Raw genomic sequence first — 15,658 nt, 5'->3', positions numbered from 1 at the left:
ACAGGCGGAGCGGGTCTGCGGCTTACGGCATTCGAAGCGCTTCGATGCTGCGCCGCGGGACCGGCCGTGTCAAGACGTAAAACACCGGCGCTCTGGGCTGCTTGGGGCGCACGAGCCGTCAACTCCCGCTGGCGCGAGCATTTTTGCGACGGCTCTTGCGTGACCACACCCCCGCACCTAACCTCGGCGCCATCGAAGCGCTTCGACCACTCGGCCAAGGGACCGGTCGTGCGGCGGTTACGCCACGAAGGGTTGACGCAATGCCGAACTTCCAGGGCCCGGACCACGCTTCCGGCCGCCCCAGCCCGCACAGCAGACGGACGTTCCTCGCCGGAGCGGCCGCCGTCACCGCGGCCGTGGCCGGCGGCGCGCCCCTGCTCAGCGGCTGCTCCTCGGGCGAGAGCACCAACCGGGGCGGTACGACCAGCGGCAAGGAGCTCAAGGACCTGCTGCCCGCCCATGTGGCCTCCCGGGCGAGCGACCCGGACATCCCCAGCCGCAACGGCTCCAGCCCCGGCTTCACCCGGGCCCCCGAGCCCGGGGACCTCGCGGTCTCCGTCCGCGGCAAGCCGGGCAGCGGCGGCACCTACACCGCCTTCACCCCGCTCTGGGGCACCCCGCCCGCGAAGGATGCCGCCTACTACCGGGCCGTCAACAAGGCGCTCGGCGCCGAGATCCGCTGGCAGACCCAGGACGGCAACACCTACGGCGAGAAGCTGAGCGCCGTTCTCGCCTCCGACGGCATCGCCGACATCGTCTGCATACCGCAGTGGGAGATGCAGGGCCGCATCCACGGCGCGATCAGCGCCAAGTTCGCCGACCTCGGCCCGTATCTCTCCGGCGACAAGGTGAAGAAGTACCCCAACCTCGCCGCCATCCCCACCGCCGCCTGGCAGATGTCCGTCTTCGGCGGGAAGCTGCGCGGCCTGCCGATGCCCGCGCGCCCGCTCGGCGGCGTCGTCCCCTTCTACCGGCAGGACCTCTTCGAGAAGGAGGGCTGGGAGGTCCCGGACGGCCCGGACGCGTTCCTCGCCCTCGCCAAGGAGATCACCCGCCCCGCGAGCAAGCGGTGGGCCTGCGAGGACATGTGGTGGTCCGCCCAGATCATCTTCGGCTGCCCGCCCGAGAAGCCGTACTACTGGACCGAGCGGGACGGCAAGCTGGTCCACAAGGTCGAGACGGACGCCTGGCTCGAAGCCCTGGAGTGGACGCGGAAACTCTACGCCGCCGGGGTCGTCCACCCGGACGCCGTCGCCGGCAAGGCCAACGACGCGGCCACCCGCTTCACCTCCGGGCAGTCGCTGATGATGAACGACGGCGACGCCAAGTGGTACGGCCTCACCTTCGAACAGGCCTCCGCCAACCCGGACTTCCGCATCCAGGGCATGGACTTCTTCGGCCCGGGCGGCGGCGACCCCGTCCTCTACCAGGGCGCCCCCGCCAGCCTCTGGTCCTTCCTCAACAAGGAGCTGCCGAAGGAGCGGATCGAGGAGTGCCTCGCCCTCGCCGACTTCATCGCCGCGCCCTACGGCACGCGTGAGCAGCGGCTCGTCGACTACGGCACCGAGGGCGAGCACTACACGCTGAAGGACGGGGTGCCGGTGAAGACGGAGAAGGGTGTCAAGGAGGTCATGGACACCTACCGCTTCATCGTCTCCGCCGAGGCATCCGTCGCCTACCCCGACCATCCCCAGGTGGTGAAGGACTACTGCGGCTGGATGCAGCGGATGGGCGCCCACATGCGCAAGCCGCTCTTCTACGGCATGCAGATCCAGGAGCCCACCCGGTACGCCTCCCTCTACACGCCGTTCGAGGACCTCGCCAAGGACGTGGTCCGCGGCCGCAAGTCGCTGCGCGACGCGCAGCGGGCCGTCACCGACTGGCGCAAGGGCGGGGGCGACAAGCTGCGCGACTGGTACGCGGAGCTGCTGGAGAAGAACGGCAGCGGAGTGTGAGCAGCGCCGTGCGCCCCCGGGCCACGGGGGCGCCCGCCGGCACCACCGCTCCGGACGACGGACGGGGCGGCCGTCCGGGCGCGCCCCGGCCCGCGGCCGCCTCCCGCCGCTGGTACCGGCTGCGCCGCGACCGGTCCCTGCTGCTGATGGCGCTCCCGGCGGTCGGCCTGCTGGTGCTGTTCGTCTATGTCCCGCTGATCTGGACCACGGTCGCCTTCAAGGACTACGACCCGTATCTCTCCGGGCTGTGGGACAGCCCGTGGACCGGCTGGGAGAACTTCTCCCTGCTGCTGTCCGACAGCCGCTTCTGGGACGCCGGCGTCAACACGCTCGCCATCACCTTCCTCCAGCTCACCCTGTTCTTCCCGGTCCCCATCGCACTGGCGCTGCTCCTCAACAGCCTCATGAGCGAGCGCGTCCGGGCCGTCGTGCAGAGCGTGCTCTACCTCCCGCACTTCTTCTCCTGGGTGCTGGTCATCACCGTCTTCCAGCAGATGCTGGGCGGCGCCGGGCTGATCTCCCAGCTGCTGCGCGCCCGCGGCTACGAAGGCTTCGATCTGATGACCGACCCGGGCGTCTTCAAGTTCCTGGTCACCGCGCAGCTGGTGTGGAAGGACGCGGGCTGGGGCGTCATCGTCTTCCTCGCCGCGCTGTCCGCCGTCAACCAGGACCTGTACGAGGCCGCGGCCGCCGACGGCGCCGGACGGTGGCGCCGCATGTGGCACGTCACGCTGCCCGCGCTGCGGCCCGTCATCGCGCTGCTGCTGGTGCTGCGCGTCGGCGACGCGCTGACCGTCGGCTTCGAACAGATCCTGCTCCAGCGGGACGCGGTCGGACCGGGTGCCTCGGAGGTGTTCGACACCTACGTGTGGTGGGTCGGCATAGCCAACGGCGACTACGGCGTCGCCGCGGCGGGCGGCCTGGTCAAGGGAGTCTTCAGCCTGGTCCTGGTCCTGCTGGCCAACAAGGTCGCCCATCTGCTGGGCGAACAGGGGGTGTACCGGAAATGAGCGCCACGGCACCGCTGCGGACGGCCACCGCACCACCGGACCCGCCGTCCGCCCCGACGGCTCCGAGGCCGGACCGGCGCGGCGGACGGCCCGTGTGGGAGGAGGAGCCCGGGCCGGCCGGGCAGGGCCTGAAGGGCGTCGCCCTCGTCACCGTCTGCGCGGCGATCCTCGGCCCGCTCTGGGTGGTCGTCGTCACCAGCCTCTCCGACCAGAAGACCATCACCGAGGCCGGCGGGCTGGTGATCGTCCCGAAGACCATCACCTTCCGGGCCTACCAGGAGCTGCTGAGCGGCGGGACGGTCACCCGCGCCACGGTCATCAGCCTGCTGGTCACCCTGGTGGGCACCGCCATCAGCATGGCCGTCTCCATCCTCTGCGCCTACGGGCTCTCCCGGCCCGGATCCCTGCTGCACCGGCCGATCCTGATGACCCTGCTGGTCACCATGTTCTTCAGCGCCGGCCTCATCCCCACGTATCTGCTGGTCACCGGCATCGGCCTGCAGGACAGCTACTGGGCGATGATCCTGCCGAGCGCCGTCTCGGTCTTCAACATCCTCGTCCTGCGGGCCTTCTTCATGAACACCGCGCCGGAGCTCATCGACAGCGCCCGGATCGACGGCGCGGGGGAGTGGCGCATCCTGCTGCGCATCGTGATGCCGCTGTCCAAGGCCGTCATCGCCGTCATCTCGCTCTTCTACGCGGTCGGCTACTGGAGCCAGTGGTTCAACGCGATGATCTACCTCAACGACGCCGGGAAATGGCCGCTCCAGATGATCCTGCGGCAGCTCGTCATCAAGCAGGAGGCGCCGCAGGGCATGTCCCAGATGATCGCCACCCAGCAGGTCCCGGGACTGGCCGTGCAGATGGCGGTCATGGTCCTGGCGCTGATCCCGGTGGTGGCCGTCTACCCCTTCGTGCAGAAGCACTTCACCAAGGGGATGCTCACGGGCGCCATCAAGGGCTGACCCGGCTCCGGTCCCCCCTCGCCGGGGCCGGGTCGCGGCCCGCGCCCGCCGTCCTACCGCCACCGCACGGCGGCCGTACGACCGCTCCACTGTCCTCTCTCCTCTGTCCTCCGCACGGAAGGTCTCAGGCCATGCCGCACTCCGCGGGACCCGGGACGCCCGGCCGCCTCCGCCTCGCGGACGCGGTCCGCGGCCGGGTCCTCTACGGCGGCGACTACAACCCCGAGCAGTGGCCCGAGGAGACCTGGCCCGAGGACGTCCGGCTGATGCGCGCGGCCGGGGTCACCCTCGTCACCGTCGGCGTCTTCTCCTGGGCGCGCATCGAACCCGAGCCCGGCGCACGGGACTTCGGCTGGCTGGACACCGTCCTCGGGCTGCTGGACGGCGCCGGCATCGGCGTCTGCCTCGCCACGCCCACCGCCTCGCCCCCGCCCTGGCTCGGCGCCCGGCACCCCGGGACCCTGCCGCGCGACCCCGCGGGCTCAGTCGTCTGGTACGGCTCGCGCAACCACTTCTGCGCCTCCTCCGCCGTCTACCGCGACCACGCCGCCGCGCTCACCGGGGACCTCGCCGCCCGCTACACCGGCCACCCCGCGCTGCGCCTGTGGCACGTCGGCAATGAGTACGCCACCCCCTGCTGGTGCGACGCCACCGCCCGCCACTTCCGCCGCTGGCTGCGCCACCGTTACGGCACCCTCGACGCGCTCAACGAAGCCTGGGGCGCCGCCTTCTGGAGCCAGGCCTATGGCAGCTGGGACGAGCTGATCCCGCCGCGCCGCGCCCAGTACCTCGTCAACCCCGCGCATGCGCTCGACTTCCGCCGCTTCACCAGCGACGCGCTGCTGGAGTGCTTCACCGCCGAACGCGACATCCTGCGCGCACACGACCCGGACACCCCCGTCACCACCAACTTCATGCCGTTCTTCGCGGGCGTGGATGGCTGGGCCTGGGCGGCCGGGGAGGACGTCGTCTCCGCCGACATCTACCCCGACCCCGCCGACCCGCACGGCGGAGCGGAGAACGCCCTCGTCCAGGACCTCACCCGCTCGCAGGCCGACGGCCCCTGGATGCTGATGGAGCAGGCCGCGGGCGCCGTGAACTGGCGGCCCGTCAACCGGCCGAAGCCGCGCGGGCTGATGCGCCTGTGGTCCCTGCAGGCCGTGGCGCGCGGGGCCGACGCCGTCTGCTTCTTCCAGTGGCGGCAGTCCCGGCAGGGCAGCGAGAAGTTCCACTCCGCGATGCTGCCGCACGCGGGCGAGCACAGCCGGACCTTCCAACAGGTGCGCGAACTCGGCGCCGAACTGGCCTCCCTGGGCGGCGAGGTGGCGGGCCGGCCGGTGCCGGCCGGGGCGGCGGTCCTGCACGACTGGGACGCCTGGTGGTCGGCCCAGGGCGAGGGGCGCCCCTCCGCCCTCGTCACCCACGACGGCCTGCTGCGCGCCTGGCACCGGGCGCTGTGGGAGGCGGGGATCACCGCCGACTTCGCCCGCCCCACCGCGGACCTCGGCCGCTACCGCCTCGTCGCCGTCCCGCACCTCCACCTGCTCACCGACGACTCGCTGCGCAACCTCACCGCCTACGTGCGCGGCGGCGGGACCCTGGTCTGCGGCTTCTTCACCGGCGTCACCGACGGCGACGACCGGGTCCGCCCCGGCGGCGTCGACGCCCGGTTGCGCGAGCTGCTGGGGATCGCCACCGTGCACGAGTGGTGGCCGCTGGCCGAGGACGAGACGGTTACGCTCGCCACCGTCGCCGCCGCGAGCGGTCTGCCGGGCACCTTCACCGGAACCCTCTGGTCCGAGGACCTCGAACTCGCCGGAGCCGAGCCCGTCGCCGTTCTCCGGGGCGGCGAGCTGGACGGCGGCCCGGCCGTCACCCGCCACCGCCACGGCGCCGGCACCGCCTGGTACGTCTCCACCCTGCCCGAACCCCCGGCCCTGCGCGCCCTGCTGGCGCACGCCGCCGATGCCGCCGGGCTGCGGCCCGCGCTCCCCGGACTCCCCGCCGGCGTGGAGGCGGTCCGCCGCGGCGACCTGCTCTTCCTCCTCAACCACAGCGGCGCCCCGGCCGTGGTCCCGCTCCCCGCCCCGGCCACCGACGTACTGACCGGGCGGGACCACACCGCCGCCGTCCGCCTCGACCGCCACGGCGCCGCCGCGCTGCGCACCGGGGCACGGCGGACCGGAGCACCGCACGCACCGCACGCTCCCGAACCCCCACCCCCGTAGAAGGAGACATCCCGTGCGACCCACCTCCCCCCGCATCCCCCGCAGGACGCTGCTCCGCACCGTCCTCCCCGCCGCGGCCGCGTTGGCCGGCCTGACCACCCTGGCCTCCGCGCCCGCCCACGCCGCCGTCTGGTCCTCCTCCGAGCAGTGGGGTACCTGGTCCAACGGCGGCTACACCCTCTACAACAACATCTGGGGCTCCGGCACCGGCCCGCAGACCATCTGGGCCAACTCGTACAGCGACTGGGGCGTCTGGGCGGACCACCCGAACACCGGCGGCATCAAGTCCTACCCCAACGCCAAGAAGGTCGTGAACAGGCCGATCAGCCAGATCACCACGCTGACCAGCCACTACAACGTCACGGTCCCGAACTCCGGCGCCTACAACACGAGTTATGACATCTGGGACACCGACTACGACCACGAGATCATGCTCTGGGTCAACCGGACGGGCCCCGTCGGCCCCCTCGGCTCCCACCAGGGCGACGTCTCGCTGGGCGGCCACAGCTGGTCGGTGTACCGGGGCGACAACGGCCACAACGCCGTCTACACGTTCATCCGCTCCTCCAACTCGACCGCCGGCACGGTGAACATCAAGCCGGTCCTCGACTGGCTGAGGAACACCAAGGGCTGGATCGGCGACGAGACCATCGGTGACGTCCAGTTCGGCTACGAGATCACCTCCTCGGCCGGCGGCCTGGACTTCCGCACCAACAGTTTCGGCGTCTCGTCGAGCTGAGCGACGGCCCGGCGGCGCGCCCCGTCACCCCACGGCGGGACGCGCCGTCTCCCCGTTCCCCCGCCGGCAGCGGCGTGAGCCGTTCCCGCGCCCCCGCGCCGCCGTCACCGGGCCCGGACCGTGGCTCACCCGCGGGATGAGCGCCCGGCTTCGGAGGTGCGGACCGCCAGGAGCGCCGCGCCGATGTGCGCCGCCGCCCGCGGGTCGGAGAGGGAGCGGCCCGTCAGCTCCTCGATGCGGCGCAGCCGGTAGCGGACGGTGTTGGGGTGGACGAAGAGCCGCCCGGCCACCTCCCTGGCGGAGCCGGAGGTGGCGAACCAGTGCTCCAGGGTCTCCAGGAGGCGGGCGCGCTCCGCGGCCGGGAGGTCGAGCAGGGGCCGCAGGACCACCTCCATCAGGTGGCCCGCCTCCGCCGGTGCGGCGGCGACGACCATGGCCAGCGGGTCGTCGTCGAACCGCGCGACACCGGGGCCGGTGTGCCGCAGGCCGGCCAGGGCCAGCCGTGCGAAGCGCAGGGCCTGTGGCGCGTCCCGCAGCGAGTCGAAGCAAGGGCTCACGCCCACGCGGGCGCCCCGGGCGCCGTTCAGGACGCGCAGGAAGACGCCTTCCGCGGCCGGTGCGGGCAGGGCGACCAGCCCGATCTGCTGGTCGGGCAGCAGCGGCCAGGTCGACGGGAGCCGGGCCTGGCGCAGCGCGCTCTCGATGCCCGTCAGCGGTTCCTCGCCGGGCGCTTCGGCCACCGCCGCGGCGACCGCGTAGGGCCCGCGCTCGGGCAGGCCGAGCTCGCGGGCGGCGTCCCGCAGGGTGGTGAGGTCGGCGATGACGCCGGTGAACAGCGCCTCCGCCAGTGCCGAGCGCCGGGCCTGCCGCTGCGAGGTCAGTTCGGTGGTGGCCTCCCGGTGGGCCGCCGCGACCGTCTGGGCGTACAGGCCGAACAGCGCCCAGATCTCCGCCGACCGCGACACCAGCTCGGCGTCCGGGACTTCGGGGCGGGTCCGTGCCTCCGCGAGGATCTCCGACCACAGGAACTCGAAGCCGATCCGGTAGGCGTGCAGGGTGTCCGCCAGCGGCATGCCCTGTTCGGCGCGGATCCGGCCGGTCTCACGGGACGGGCTCGGGTCCGGGTCCGGGGCGTCCGTACCGCGGAGGTGGTTCAGGACCAGGTCGACGTTGGCCGTGCACGATGCGCGCAGCGAGTCGAAGGGGGTCAGCGACTCGTCCTTGTAGGCGTCGATCTGCGAGCGGATGCGCAGCGCCATCTGCTCACCGAGCTCCGGGACCCGTGCCCGAAGCACGGCCGCCACGTCCGACAGGTCCATTTTCGCAGCTTAACGCCGTGGTCTTGTTCCCGGGAACAATCCTGTCCGCGAGACACTGTCCCGCCGGCCATAGGACCCGGCCCGTGTGCGGCAGCACGATGACGTCCACGTGAACAGCGGATTCACGACGATGACACGCGTGGAGGCAGGCCATGGCCAACCTGGCAGAGTTCCTGGTGGAGACGGCGCAGCGGCAGCCGGAGCGGCCCGCCCTGCGCCTCGGTGAGCAGGTCACCGGCTACGCGGAGCTGGACGAGCGCAGCGCCCGTGCCGCCGCGCTGCTGCGCGCCGAGGGCGTACGGCCGGGGGACCGGGTCGCCCTGATGCTGCCCAACGTTCCGGAGTTCGTCGTCCTGTACTACGGCGCGCTGCGCGCCGGGGCGGTCGTCGTCCCCTTGAACCCGCTGCTGAAGACGCGCGAGACCGAGTTCCACCTGAACGACTCCGGAGCGGTGCTGCTGTGTGAATGGCACCGGGCGCCGGGCGAGGGCGCTCAGGGCGCGGCCGCCGCCGGGGTCCGGCACCTGGCCGTCGAACCCGCGGACTTCGCCGGCCGGCTGGCCGGTCACGAGCCGGCGCCCGGGGTGGCGGAGACGGACGACGCCGACGTGGCCGTGCTGCTGTACACCTCCGGGACCACCGGCCGCCCCAAGGGCGCCGCCCTCACCCATGGCGGACTGCGCCACAACACCCGGGTCAACAAGGACTCCGTGCAGCGGATGACCCCGGACGACGTGGTGGTCGGCTGCCTGCCGCTGTTCCACATCTTCGGGCAGATCTGCACCATGAGCGTGGCCGTCCTCAGCGGCGCCTCGCTCACCCTGATCCCCCGCTTCGACCCGCAGGCCGTCCTGGACGCCATCGCCCGCGACCGCGCCACGGTCTTCGAGGGCGTCCCGACCATGTACGCGGCGCTGCTCCAGCACCCCTCGGACGCGGACGTCTCCACGCTGCGGATGTGCATCTCCGGAGGGGCATCGCTGCCGGTGGAGGTTCTGCACGGCTTCGAGCGGCGCTTCGGCTGCGCGGTGCTGGAGGGCTTCGGCATGTCCGAGACCAGCCCGGTCGTCACCTTCAACCACCCCGACCGGCCCCGCAAGGCGGGCTCCATCGGCACCCCGATCCAGGACGTGGAGGTGCGGCTCCTGGACGACCGGGGCCGGGACGTGGCGCTCGGCGAGGTCGGCGAGATGGCGGTCCGCGGACCCAACGTGATGAAGGGGTACTGGAACCTCCCGGAGGAGACGGCGGCCGCCGTCCCCGACGGCTGGCTGCGCACCGGAGACCTGGCCCGGCAGGACGAGGACGGCTACTTCTACGTCGTCGACCGCAAGAAGGACATGATCATCCGCGGCGGCTACAACGTCTACCCGCGCGAGATCGAGGAGGTGCTCCACGAGCACCCCGCCGTCGCGCTGGCCGCCGTGGTGCCCGTGGCACACGCCCGTCTCGGCGAGGAGATCGGGGCCGCGGTGGTGCTGCGCCCGGGCGCGACGGCCACCCCCGGTGAACTGCGGGAGTTCGTCAGGGACCGGGTGGCCGCGTACAAGTACCCGCGCGAGGTGTGGATCACGGACGCGCTGCCGACCGGCCCCAGCGGCAAGATTCTCAAGAGGGAGATCACCGCACCGGCGGGGTGAGCCGCCGCCGCGCCGCCCTTCCGCTCAGCCGCCCGTCACCGTCTCCCGGGCCAGCTCCGCGCCCTCGCGGAGGAAGAGCGGGAGGCGCTCCAGCGGGGCGGGCACCGTCACCGGGGCGCCCCCGGTGTACTCCTCGCCCGTCCAGACGTCCGTCCAGCGCGGGCCCGCGGGCAGGTGGACCGTCCGTTCGACCGCCCCCGCCGTGAGCACCGGCGCCACCAGCAGGTCCGGCCCGAACAGATAGGCGTCCCCCACCGACCAGGCGGCCGGGTCCCCGGGGAACTCCAGGAAGAGCGGCCGCATGGGCGGCAGGCCCTCCTCGTGGGCGGTGCGCATCTGGGCGAGGACGTACGGCCGGATCCGCTCCCGCAGCCGCAGATACGAGGCGAGCACCTCCGCGGCCTCGGGGCCGTACGACCAGAGCTCGTTGGGGCCGCCCGTCATGCCGGGGCCGAGCGGCATGCCCGGGGCGCGGAAGCCGTGCAGCCGCATCAGCGGGGACAGGGCGCCGAACTGGAACCAGCGGACGAGCACTTCGCGGTAGTCCGGGTCCTCCGGGGCGCCGCCGTGGAAGCCGCCGATGTCGGTGTTCCACCAGGGGATGCCGGAGAGCGCCACCTGCAGGCCCGCCGTGACCTGCCGGCGCAGCGTGGCGAAGTCCGTGCCGATGTCGCCCGACCACAGGGCCGCGCCGTACGCCTGGCTGCCGGCCCAGGCCGAGCGGTTGAGGGTGATGCCCTCCGGCTCGCCCTCGGCCAGCAGCCCCTCGTGAAAGCCGCGGGCGTTCTCCCGCGGGTAGAGGTTGCCGACCTCCGCGCCCGGCCCGGCGTGGTAGCGCAGGCCCGCGGCGAAGTGGGGCTTGAGCTCCGGTTCGCAGGCGTCCAGCCAGAAGGCGCGGATCCCGTACGGGCGCAGGTAGTTCTCCCGTATCCGCTCCCAGACGAAGGCGCGGGCGTCCGGGTGGGTGGCGTCGTAGAAGGAGACCTGGACCGGTTCGGCGACCCCCTTGTCCGGCCAGTCGGCGTGGACGGGCGGACCGTACTCCGTGCCGATGAAGTAGCCGCGCTGCTCCATCGTGTGGTGGTTCTCGCTCAGCGGCGAGACCGAGGGCCAGACCGACACCACCGGTTCGATCCCCAGTTCGCGCAGTTCCCGGACCATCGCCGCCGGGTCGGGCCATTCGGCCGGGTCGAACTTCCAGTCGCCCAGGTGCGTCCAGTGGAAGAAGTCGCAGACGATGGCGGCCAACGGCAGCCCGCGCCGCTTGTACGCGCGGGCGACCTCCAGCAGTTCCTCCTGGGTGCGGTAGCGCAGCTTGCACTGCCAGAAGCCGGCCGCCCACTCCGGCAGCATCGGGGTCCGGCCGGTCACCGCCGTGTAGCGGCGCTGGGCGGCGGCCGGGTCGCCGGCGGTGATCCAGTAGTCGATCTGGCGGGCGCTGTCGGCGACCCAGCGGGTGCCGTTCGCGGCGAGTTCGACCCGGCCGACGGCGGGGTTGTTCCAGAGCAGGGTGTAGCCGCGGTCGGAGGTGAGCAGCGGGATGGTGACCTCGGCGTTGCGCTGCACCAGGTCGATGACGGCGCCCTTCTGGTCGAGCAGGCCGTGCTGGTGCTGCCCGAGCCCGTACAGCCGTTCGCCGTCGTAGGCGCGGAAGCGCTGTTCGAGCCGGTGGTAGCCGTTGCCGGTGGCGGTGTAGAGGCGCGGCCCCGGCCACCAGAAGTGCGCCCGCTCCTCGGCCAGCAGTTCCTCACCGGTGTCGGTGCGGAGGAAGCGGACCATTCCCTCGGCGGTGACCTCGGCGGTCAGCGTGCCGTTGACGAGCAGTCCGCGGTCGTCGCCGGGTTTGACGGACGACGCGGGCGCCTCCGGCGGGGCCTCCCGCAGCGCGCCCGGGAGATCCGTGAGGACCGGGCCGCCGAGCCGGGCGCGGACCCGGATCGCGTCCGGGCCCCAGGGTTCCAGCCGTACGGTCTCGCGCCGGCCCGACCACTCCAGGGCGCCACCGCTCTCGCGGAAGGTGCCGGCCGTGGGGGAGGACTGGGCGAGCGAGACGGGCTGCGGTGACGGGTTCACGGGCACTCCTCTGGGATGACGGGCGGCCGGTGGGACGTCGTACGGGCCGGGCGGCGCGGGCGGCACGGATCCGCGGGCGGGCGCGGCTGCCCGCGGATCCGTGCGGCGGGCGGGAGACGCGGTCGGGGGCGGGGCCCGGCCGCGGACCGGGAGCGGGCGGAGACGGCCGGGAGCGGCCGGACGGTGCGGCGGCCGGTGCGGCCGGGCGCGGACGGGCCGTGCCCGCGGGGCGGCTGCGGGCGCGGTGGTGCGGGACGGCGGGCGCGGGCGGCGGGGACGGGCGGGAGCGGGACGGTGCGGTGCGGTGGCGCGGTGGCTCGGTGGCGCGGTGGTCAGCCCCGGGCGGGAGGCGGTCCGGAGCTGGCGCGCACGGTGAGTTCGGGGGGCAGCAGGGTGGACCGGGGGCGGCCGCGTCCCTCCAGCTTCTCCATGACGAGCTCGACAGCCCGGCGCCCCATCTCCTGGGCGGGGATGGCGACCGAGGTGAGCCGCACGGACGCCTGCAGGGCGACCTGCTCCGGGCAGACGGCCACCACCGAGACGTCCTCCGGCACCGCCCGCCCCTGCTCCCGCAACAGGCTGAGCAGCGGGTCGATCGCGTGCTCGTTCTGCACCACGAGACCGGTGGTGCCCGGGCGTTCACCGAAGATCCGGGCGAGGGTGCCGGCCAGCGAGGCGTAACCGCCCTCGCAGGGGCGGTGCAGGGTGCGCAGCCCCAGCTCGCGGGCGCGGCGGCGGAGCCCTTCCACCGTCCGCTCGGCGAAGCCGGTGTGCCGTTCGTAGACGGCCGCGGCCTCGCCGATCACGGCGATCTCCCGGTGCCCGAGCTCCGCCAGATGCTCGGCGCAGAGCGCGCCGGTCGCGGCGAAGTCCAGGTCCACGCAGGTCAGTCCGGTGGTGTCGGCGGGCAGCCCGATGAGCACCGTGGGCCGGCCGGCCTCACGCACCAGCGGCAGGCGGGCGTCGAGCAGTTCGACGTCCATCAGGATCATGGCGTCCGCCAGGCCGCTGCCCGCCACCCGGCGTACGGCGGCCGGGCCCTCCTCGCCGGTCAGCAGCAGGACGTCGTAGCCGTGGGTGCGGGCGGTGGTGGCGACCGCGAGGGCGATCTCCATCATCACGGGGACGTACATGTCGGTCCGCAGCGGCATCATCAGGGCGATGATGTTCGAACGGCTGCTCGCCAGCGCGCGGGCGCCCGCGTTGGGGTGGTAGCCGAGCTCCTCGATGCTGCGTTCGACCCGGTCGCGGGTGGTGGCGGAGATCGAGCGCTTGCCGCTGAGGACATAACTCACCGTGCTGGCGGAGACCCCGGCGTGCCGGGCGACCTCGGCGAGTGTGACCATGCAGTCCCCCAGCGGCGCGACGGTGACGGGCGGCCGGCCCCGGGCGGGTGAAGCGCTTCGACTGTGCGGTCGGCCCCGCCCCCCGGCCGATGCCGTGGAACGACAGTAGACCGGTGCCCGGAAGCTGTCCAGAGGAGTGTCGAAGCGCTTCAACGGAGTGCGGCCCGGTGTGCGCTCCCTCCAGTCCTGCTCCCTTCCTGCCCCTTGCCCTCCGCCCTTTGCCCTCTGCCGTTCCCGGCCCGCTGACGCCCTCACCCGCCCGTCCTCCCCGGTGCCGCCCGCCGCCGTCCGGCCCATCGGCGTGGTCCGCGCCCGGTACGCGCCGCCCCCGGCCGGGTACACCGTCATCAGCCCCACCGCCCGGCCGGAGCCCCGCCGTCCCCGCCCCGGCCGGCGCCGGCCCGTACCCCCTACTCGCGGCGAGGTGAGCCCCCATGTCCGCACCGTCCGCCCGTCCCTCCGTCTCCGAACGCGAAGCGCGCGAGGTGGCCGAGGCCGCCCGCGAACAGGAGTGGCGCAGTCCGAGCTTCGCCAAGGAGCTCTTCCTCGGCCGGTTCCGGCCGGACCTGGTCCACCCGGGCCCCGCCCCCGACGCCGGAGACGAACGGCGCGGGGAGGCGTTCCTCGCCCGGCTCCGCGCGTTCCTCACCACCCGGGTCGACGGCGCCCTGATCGAACGAGAGGCGCGCATCCCCGACGACGTCATCCGCGGTCTGAAGGAGCTCGGCGCGCTCGGCATGAAGATCGACACCCGGTACGGCGGCCTCGGGCTCACACACGTGTACTACCACCGGGCCCTCGCTCTCACCGGCTCCGTCAGCCCCGCGATCGCGGCCCTGCTCTCCGCGCACCAGTCGATCGGCGTGCCCCAGCCGCTGAAGATCTTCGGCACCCCGGAGCAGAAGGACGCCTTCCTGCCGCGCTGCGCCCGCACCGACCTCTCCGCCTTCCTCCTCACCGAACCCGACGTCGGCTCCGACCCGGCCCGCCTGGCGACCGCCGCCGTGCCCGACGGCGACGGCTACCTCCTCGACGGGGTGAAGCTCTGGACCACCAACGGCGTCATCGCGGATCTGCTCGTCGTCATGGCCCGCGTGCCGGCCGGGGACGGCCACCGGGGCGGCATCACCGCCTTCGTCGTGGAGGCCGCCTCCGAGGGCATCACCGTCGAACAACGCAACGCCTTCATGGGGCTCCGCGGCCTGGAGAACGGCGTCACCCGCTTCCACCGGGTCCGCGTCCCCGCGGCCCACCGCATCGGTGCGGAGGGCTCCGGCCTGCGCATCGCCCTCACCACCCTCAACACCGGCCGGCTCTCCCTCCCCGCCATCTGCGCCGGTGCCGGGAAATGGAGCCTGAAGATCGCCCGCGAGTGGTCGGCCGTCCGCGAGCAGTGGGGACGCCCGGTCGGGCGGCACGAGGCCGTCGGAGCCAAGATCTCCTTCATCGCCGCCACCACCTTCGCCCTGGAGGCGATGGTCGAACTCGCCGGGCGGATGGCCGACGAGGGCCGCACGGACATCCGGATCGAGGCCGCGCTCGCCAAGCTCTACGGCAGCGAGATGGCCTGGCGCATCGCCGACGAACTCGTGCAGATCCGCGGCGGCCGCGGTTACGAGACCGCCGCCTCCCTCGCCGCCCGCGGCGAACGCGCCGTCCCCGCCGAGCAGATGCTGCGCGATCTGCGCATCAACCGGATCTTCGAGGGCTCGACGGAGATCATGCATCTGCTGATCGCCCGCGAGGCCGTGGACGCGCATCTGTCGGTGGCCGGCGACCTCATCGACCCGGACGTCCCCCTGTCCGGCAAGGCCCGCGCCGGTGCCCGGGCCGGCGGCTTCTACGCCCGGTGGCTGCCCGGACTGCTCACCGGCCCGGGCCAACGGCCCGGCTCCTACCAGGAGTTCCACCCGGCGGGGCACCCGGATCTCGCCCGCCACCTGCGCTGGGCCGAACGCTCCTCCCGCCGGCTCGCCCGCGCCACCTTCTACGCCATGTCCCGGTGGCAGGGACGGCTGGAGAGCCGGCAGTGCTTCCTCGGCCGGATCGTGGACATCGGCGCGGAGCTGTTCGCCGTGAGCGCGGCCTGCGCCCGGGCGGAGCAGCTGCGCCGCGAGGACGGCCACGGCCGGGAGGCGTACCAGCTGGCCGACGCCTTCTGCCGGCAGGCACGCGTCCGCACCGAGGAACTCTTCCGCCGGCTGTGGACCAACACCGACGACCCGGACCGCGAGGTCACCGCGGGCGTCCTGGGCGGGGTGTACACCTGGCTGGAGGAGGGCGTCCTCGATCCCAGCGGCGACGGGCCCTGGATCGCCGGCGCGGATCCGGGCCCCTCGCGCCGGGAGAACGTCCACCGCACCATCCGCTGAACACCCGTTCC

Annotated in this window: 10 protein-coding genes; 7 read left to right on the top strand and 3 right to left on the bottom strand. The window is 73.3% G+C overall.

The window, feature by feature from the left end; all coding sequences use genetic code 11:
• The first annotated feature begins 260 nt into the window (after window positions 1-260).
• From SXIN_RS08010 to SXIN_RS07990, 5 genes are all read left to right on the top strand, one after another.
• A complete protein-coding gene (locus SXIN_RS08010) occupies window positions 261-1,955 on the top strand; it encodes an extracellular solute-binding protein (protein WP_019709801.1) in 1,695 nt (564 codons plus the stop codon).
• Window positions 1,952-2,965: an ABC transporter permease gene (locus tag SXIN_RS08005; RefSeq protein ID WP_238153707.1), complete on the top strand. Its 1,014-nt coding sequence runs from the start codon at window positions 1,952-1,954 to the stop codon at window positions 2,963-2,965. Before SXIN_RS08010 ends, SXIN_RS08005 begins: the two co-directional genes overlap by 4 nt.
• Window positions 2,962-3,930 carry a carbohydrate ABC transporter permease gene (locus SXIN_RS08000; RefSeq protein WP_039822057.1) on the top strand — a complete coding sequence of 323 codons (969 nt, stop codon included), beginning with the start codon at window positions 2,962-2,964 and terminating at the stop codon, window positions 3,928-3,930. Before SXIN_RS08005 ends, SXIN_RS08000 begins: the two co-directional genes overlap by 4 nt.
• Before the next feature lie 131 nt (window positions 3,931-4,061).
• A complete protein-coding gene (locus SXIN_RS07995) occupies window positions 4,062-6,158 on the top strand; it encodes a beta-galactosidase (protein WP_095756791.1) in 2,097 nt (698 codons plus the stop codon).
• A 34-nt stretch (window positions 6,159-6,192) separates the two neighbouring features.
• Window positions 6,193-6,897 carry a glycoside hydrolase family 12 protein gene (locus SXIN_RS07990; RefSeq protein WP_039822064.1) on the top strand — a complete coding sequence of 235 codons (705 nt, stop codon included), beginning with the start codon at window positions 6,193-6,195 and terminating at the stop codon, window positions 6,895-6,897.
• Window positions 6,898-7,022: 125 nt separating this feature from the next.
• Here the strand turns inward: SXIN_RS07990 and SXIN_RS07985 are convergent, their stop codons facing one another.
• Window positions 7,023-8,216: a PucR family transcriptional regulator gene (locus SXIN_RS07985; protein WP_019709797.1), complete on the bottom strand. Its 1,194-nt coding sequence runs from the start codon at window positions 8,214-8,216 to the stop codon at window positions 7,023-7,025.
• Window positions 8,217-8,368: 152 nt separating this feature from the next.
• Here SXIN_RS07985 and SXIN_RS07980 point away from each other — a divergent pair, with 152 nt between their 5' ends.
• Window positions 8,369-9,856, top strand: coding sequence for a long-chain-fatty-acid--CoA ligase (locus tag SXIN_RS07980; RefSeq protein ID WP_019709796.1), 1,488 nt, complete (start codon window positions 8,369-8,371; stop codon window positions 9,854-9,856).
• Window positions 9,857-9,880: 24 nt separating this feature from the next.
• Here the strand turns inward: SXIN_RS07980 and SXIN_RS07975 are convergent, their stop codons facing one another.
• Entirely contained in the window at window positions 9,881-11,929 is a 2,049-nt protein-coding gene (locus SXIN_RS07975; protein ID WP_019709795.1) for a glycoside hydrolase family 31 protein, read from the bottom strand.
• A gap of 332 nt (window positions 11,930-12,261) precedes the next feature.
• Window positions 12,262-13,275, bottom strand: coding sequence for a LacI family DNA-binding transcriptional regulator (locus SXIN_RS07970; protein WP_019709794.1), 1,014 nt, complete (start codon window positions 13,273-13,275; stop codon window positions 12,262-12,264).
• A 434-nt stretch (window positions 13,276-13,709) separates the two neighbouring features.
• On the opposite strand from SXIN_RS07970, the gene SXIN_RS07965 reads away from it, so the two are divergent.
• Window positions 13,710-15,647 carry an acyl-CoA dehydrogenase family protein gene (locus SXIN_RS07965; protein ID WP_019709793.1) on the top strand — a complete coding sequence of 646 codons (1,938 nt, stop codon included), beginning with the start codon at window positions 13,710-13,712 and terminating at the stop codon, window positions 15,645-15,647.
• Window positions 15,648-15,658 lie beyond the last annotated feature (11 nt).

This window comes from Streptomyces xinghaiensis S187, from assembly GCF_000220705.2.
GTDB lineage: Bacteria > Actinomycetota > Actinomycetes > Streptomycetales > Streptomycetaceae > Streptomyces > Streptomyces xinghaiensis.
The sequence above is the reverse complement of the archived record's forward strand: the minus strand, read 5'-3'. Positions and strand labels throughout refer to the sequence as shown.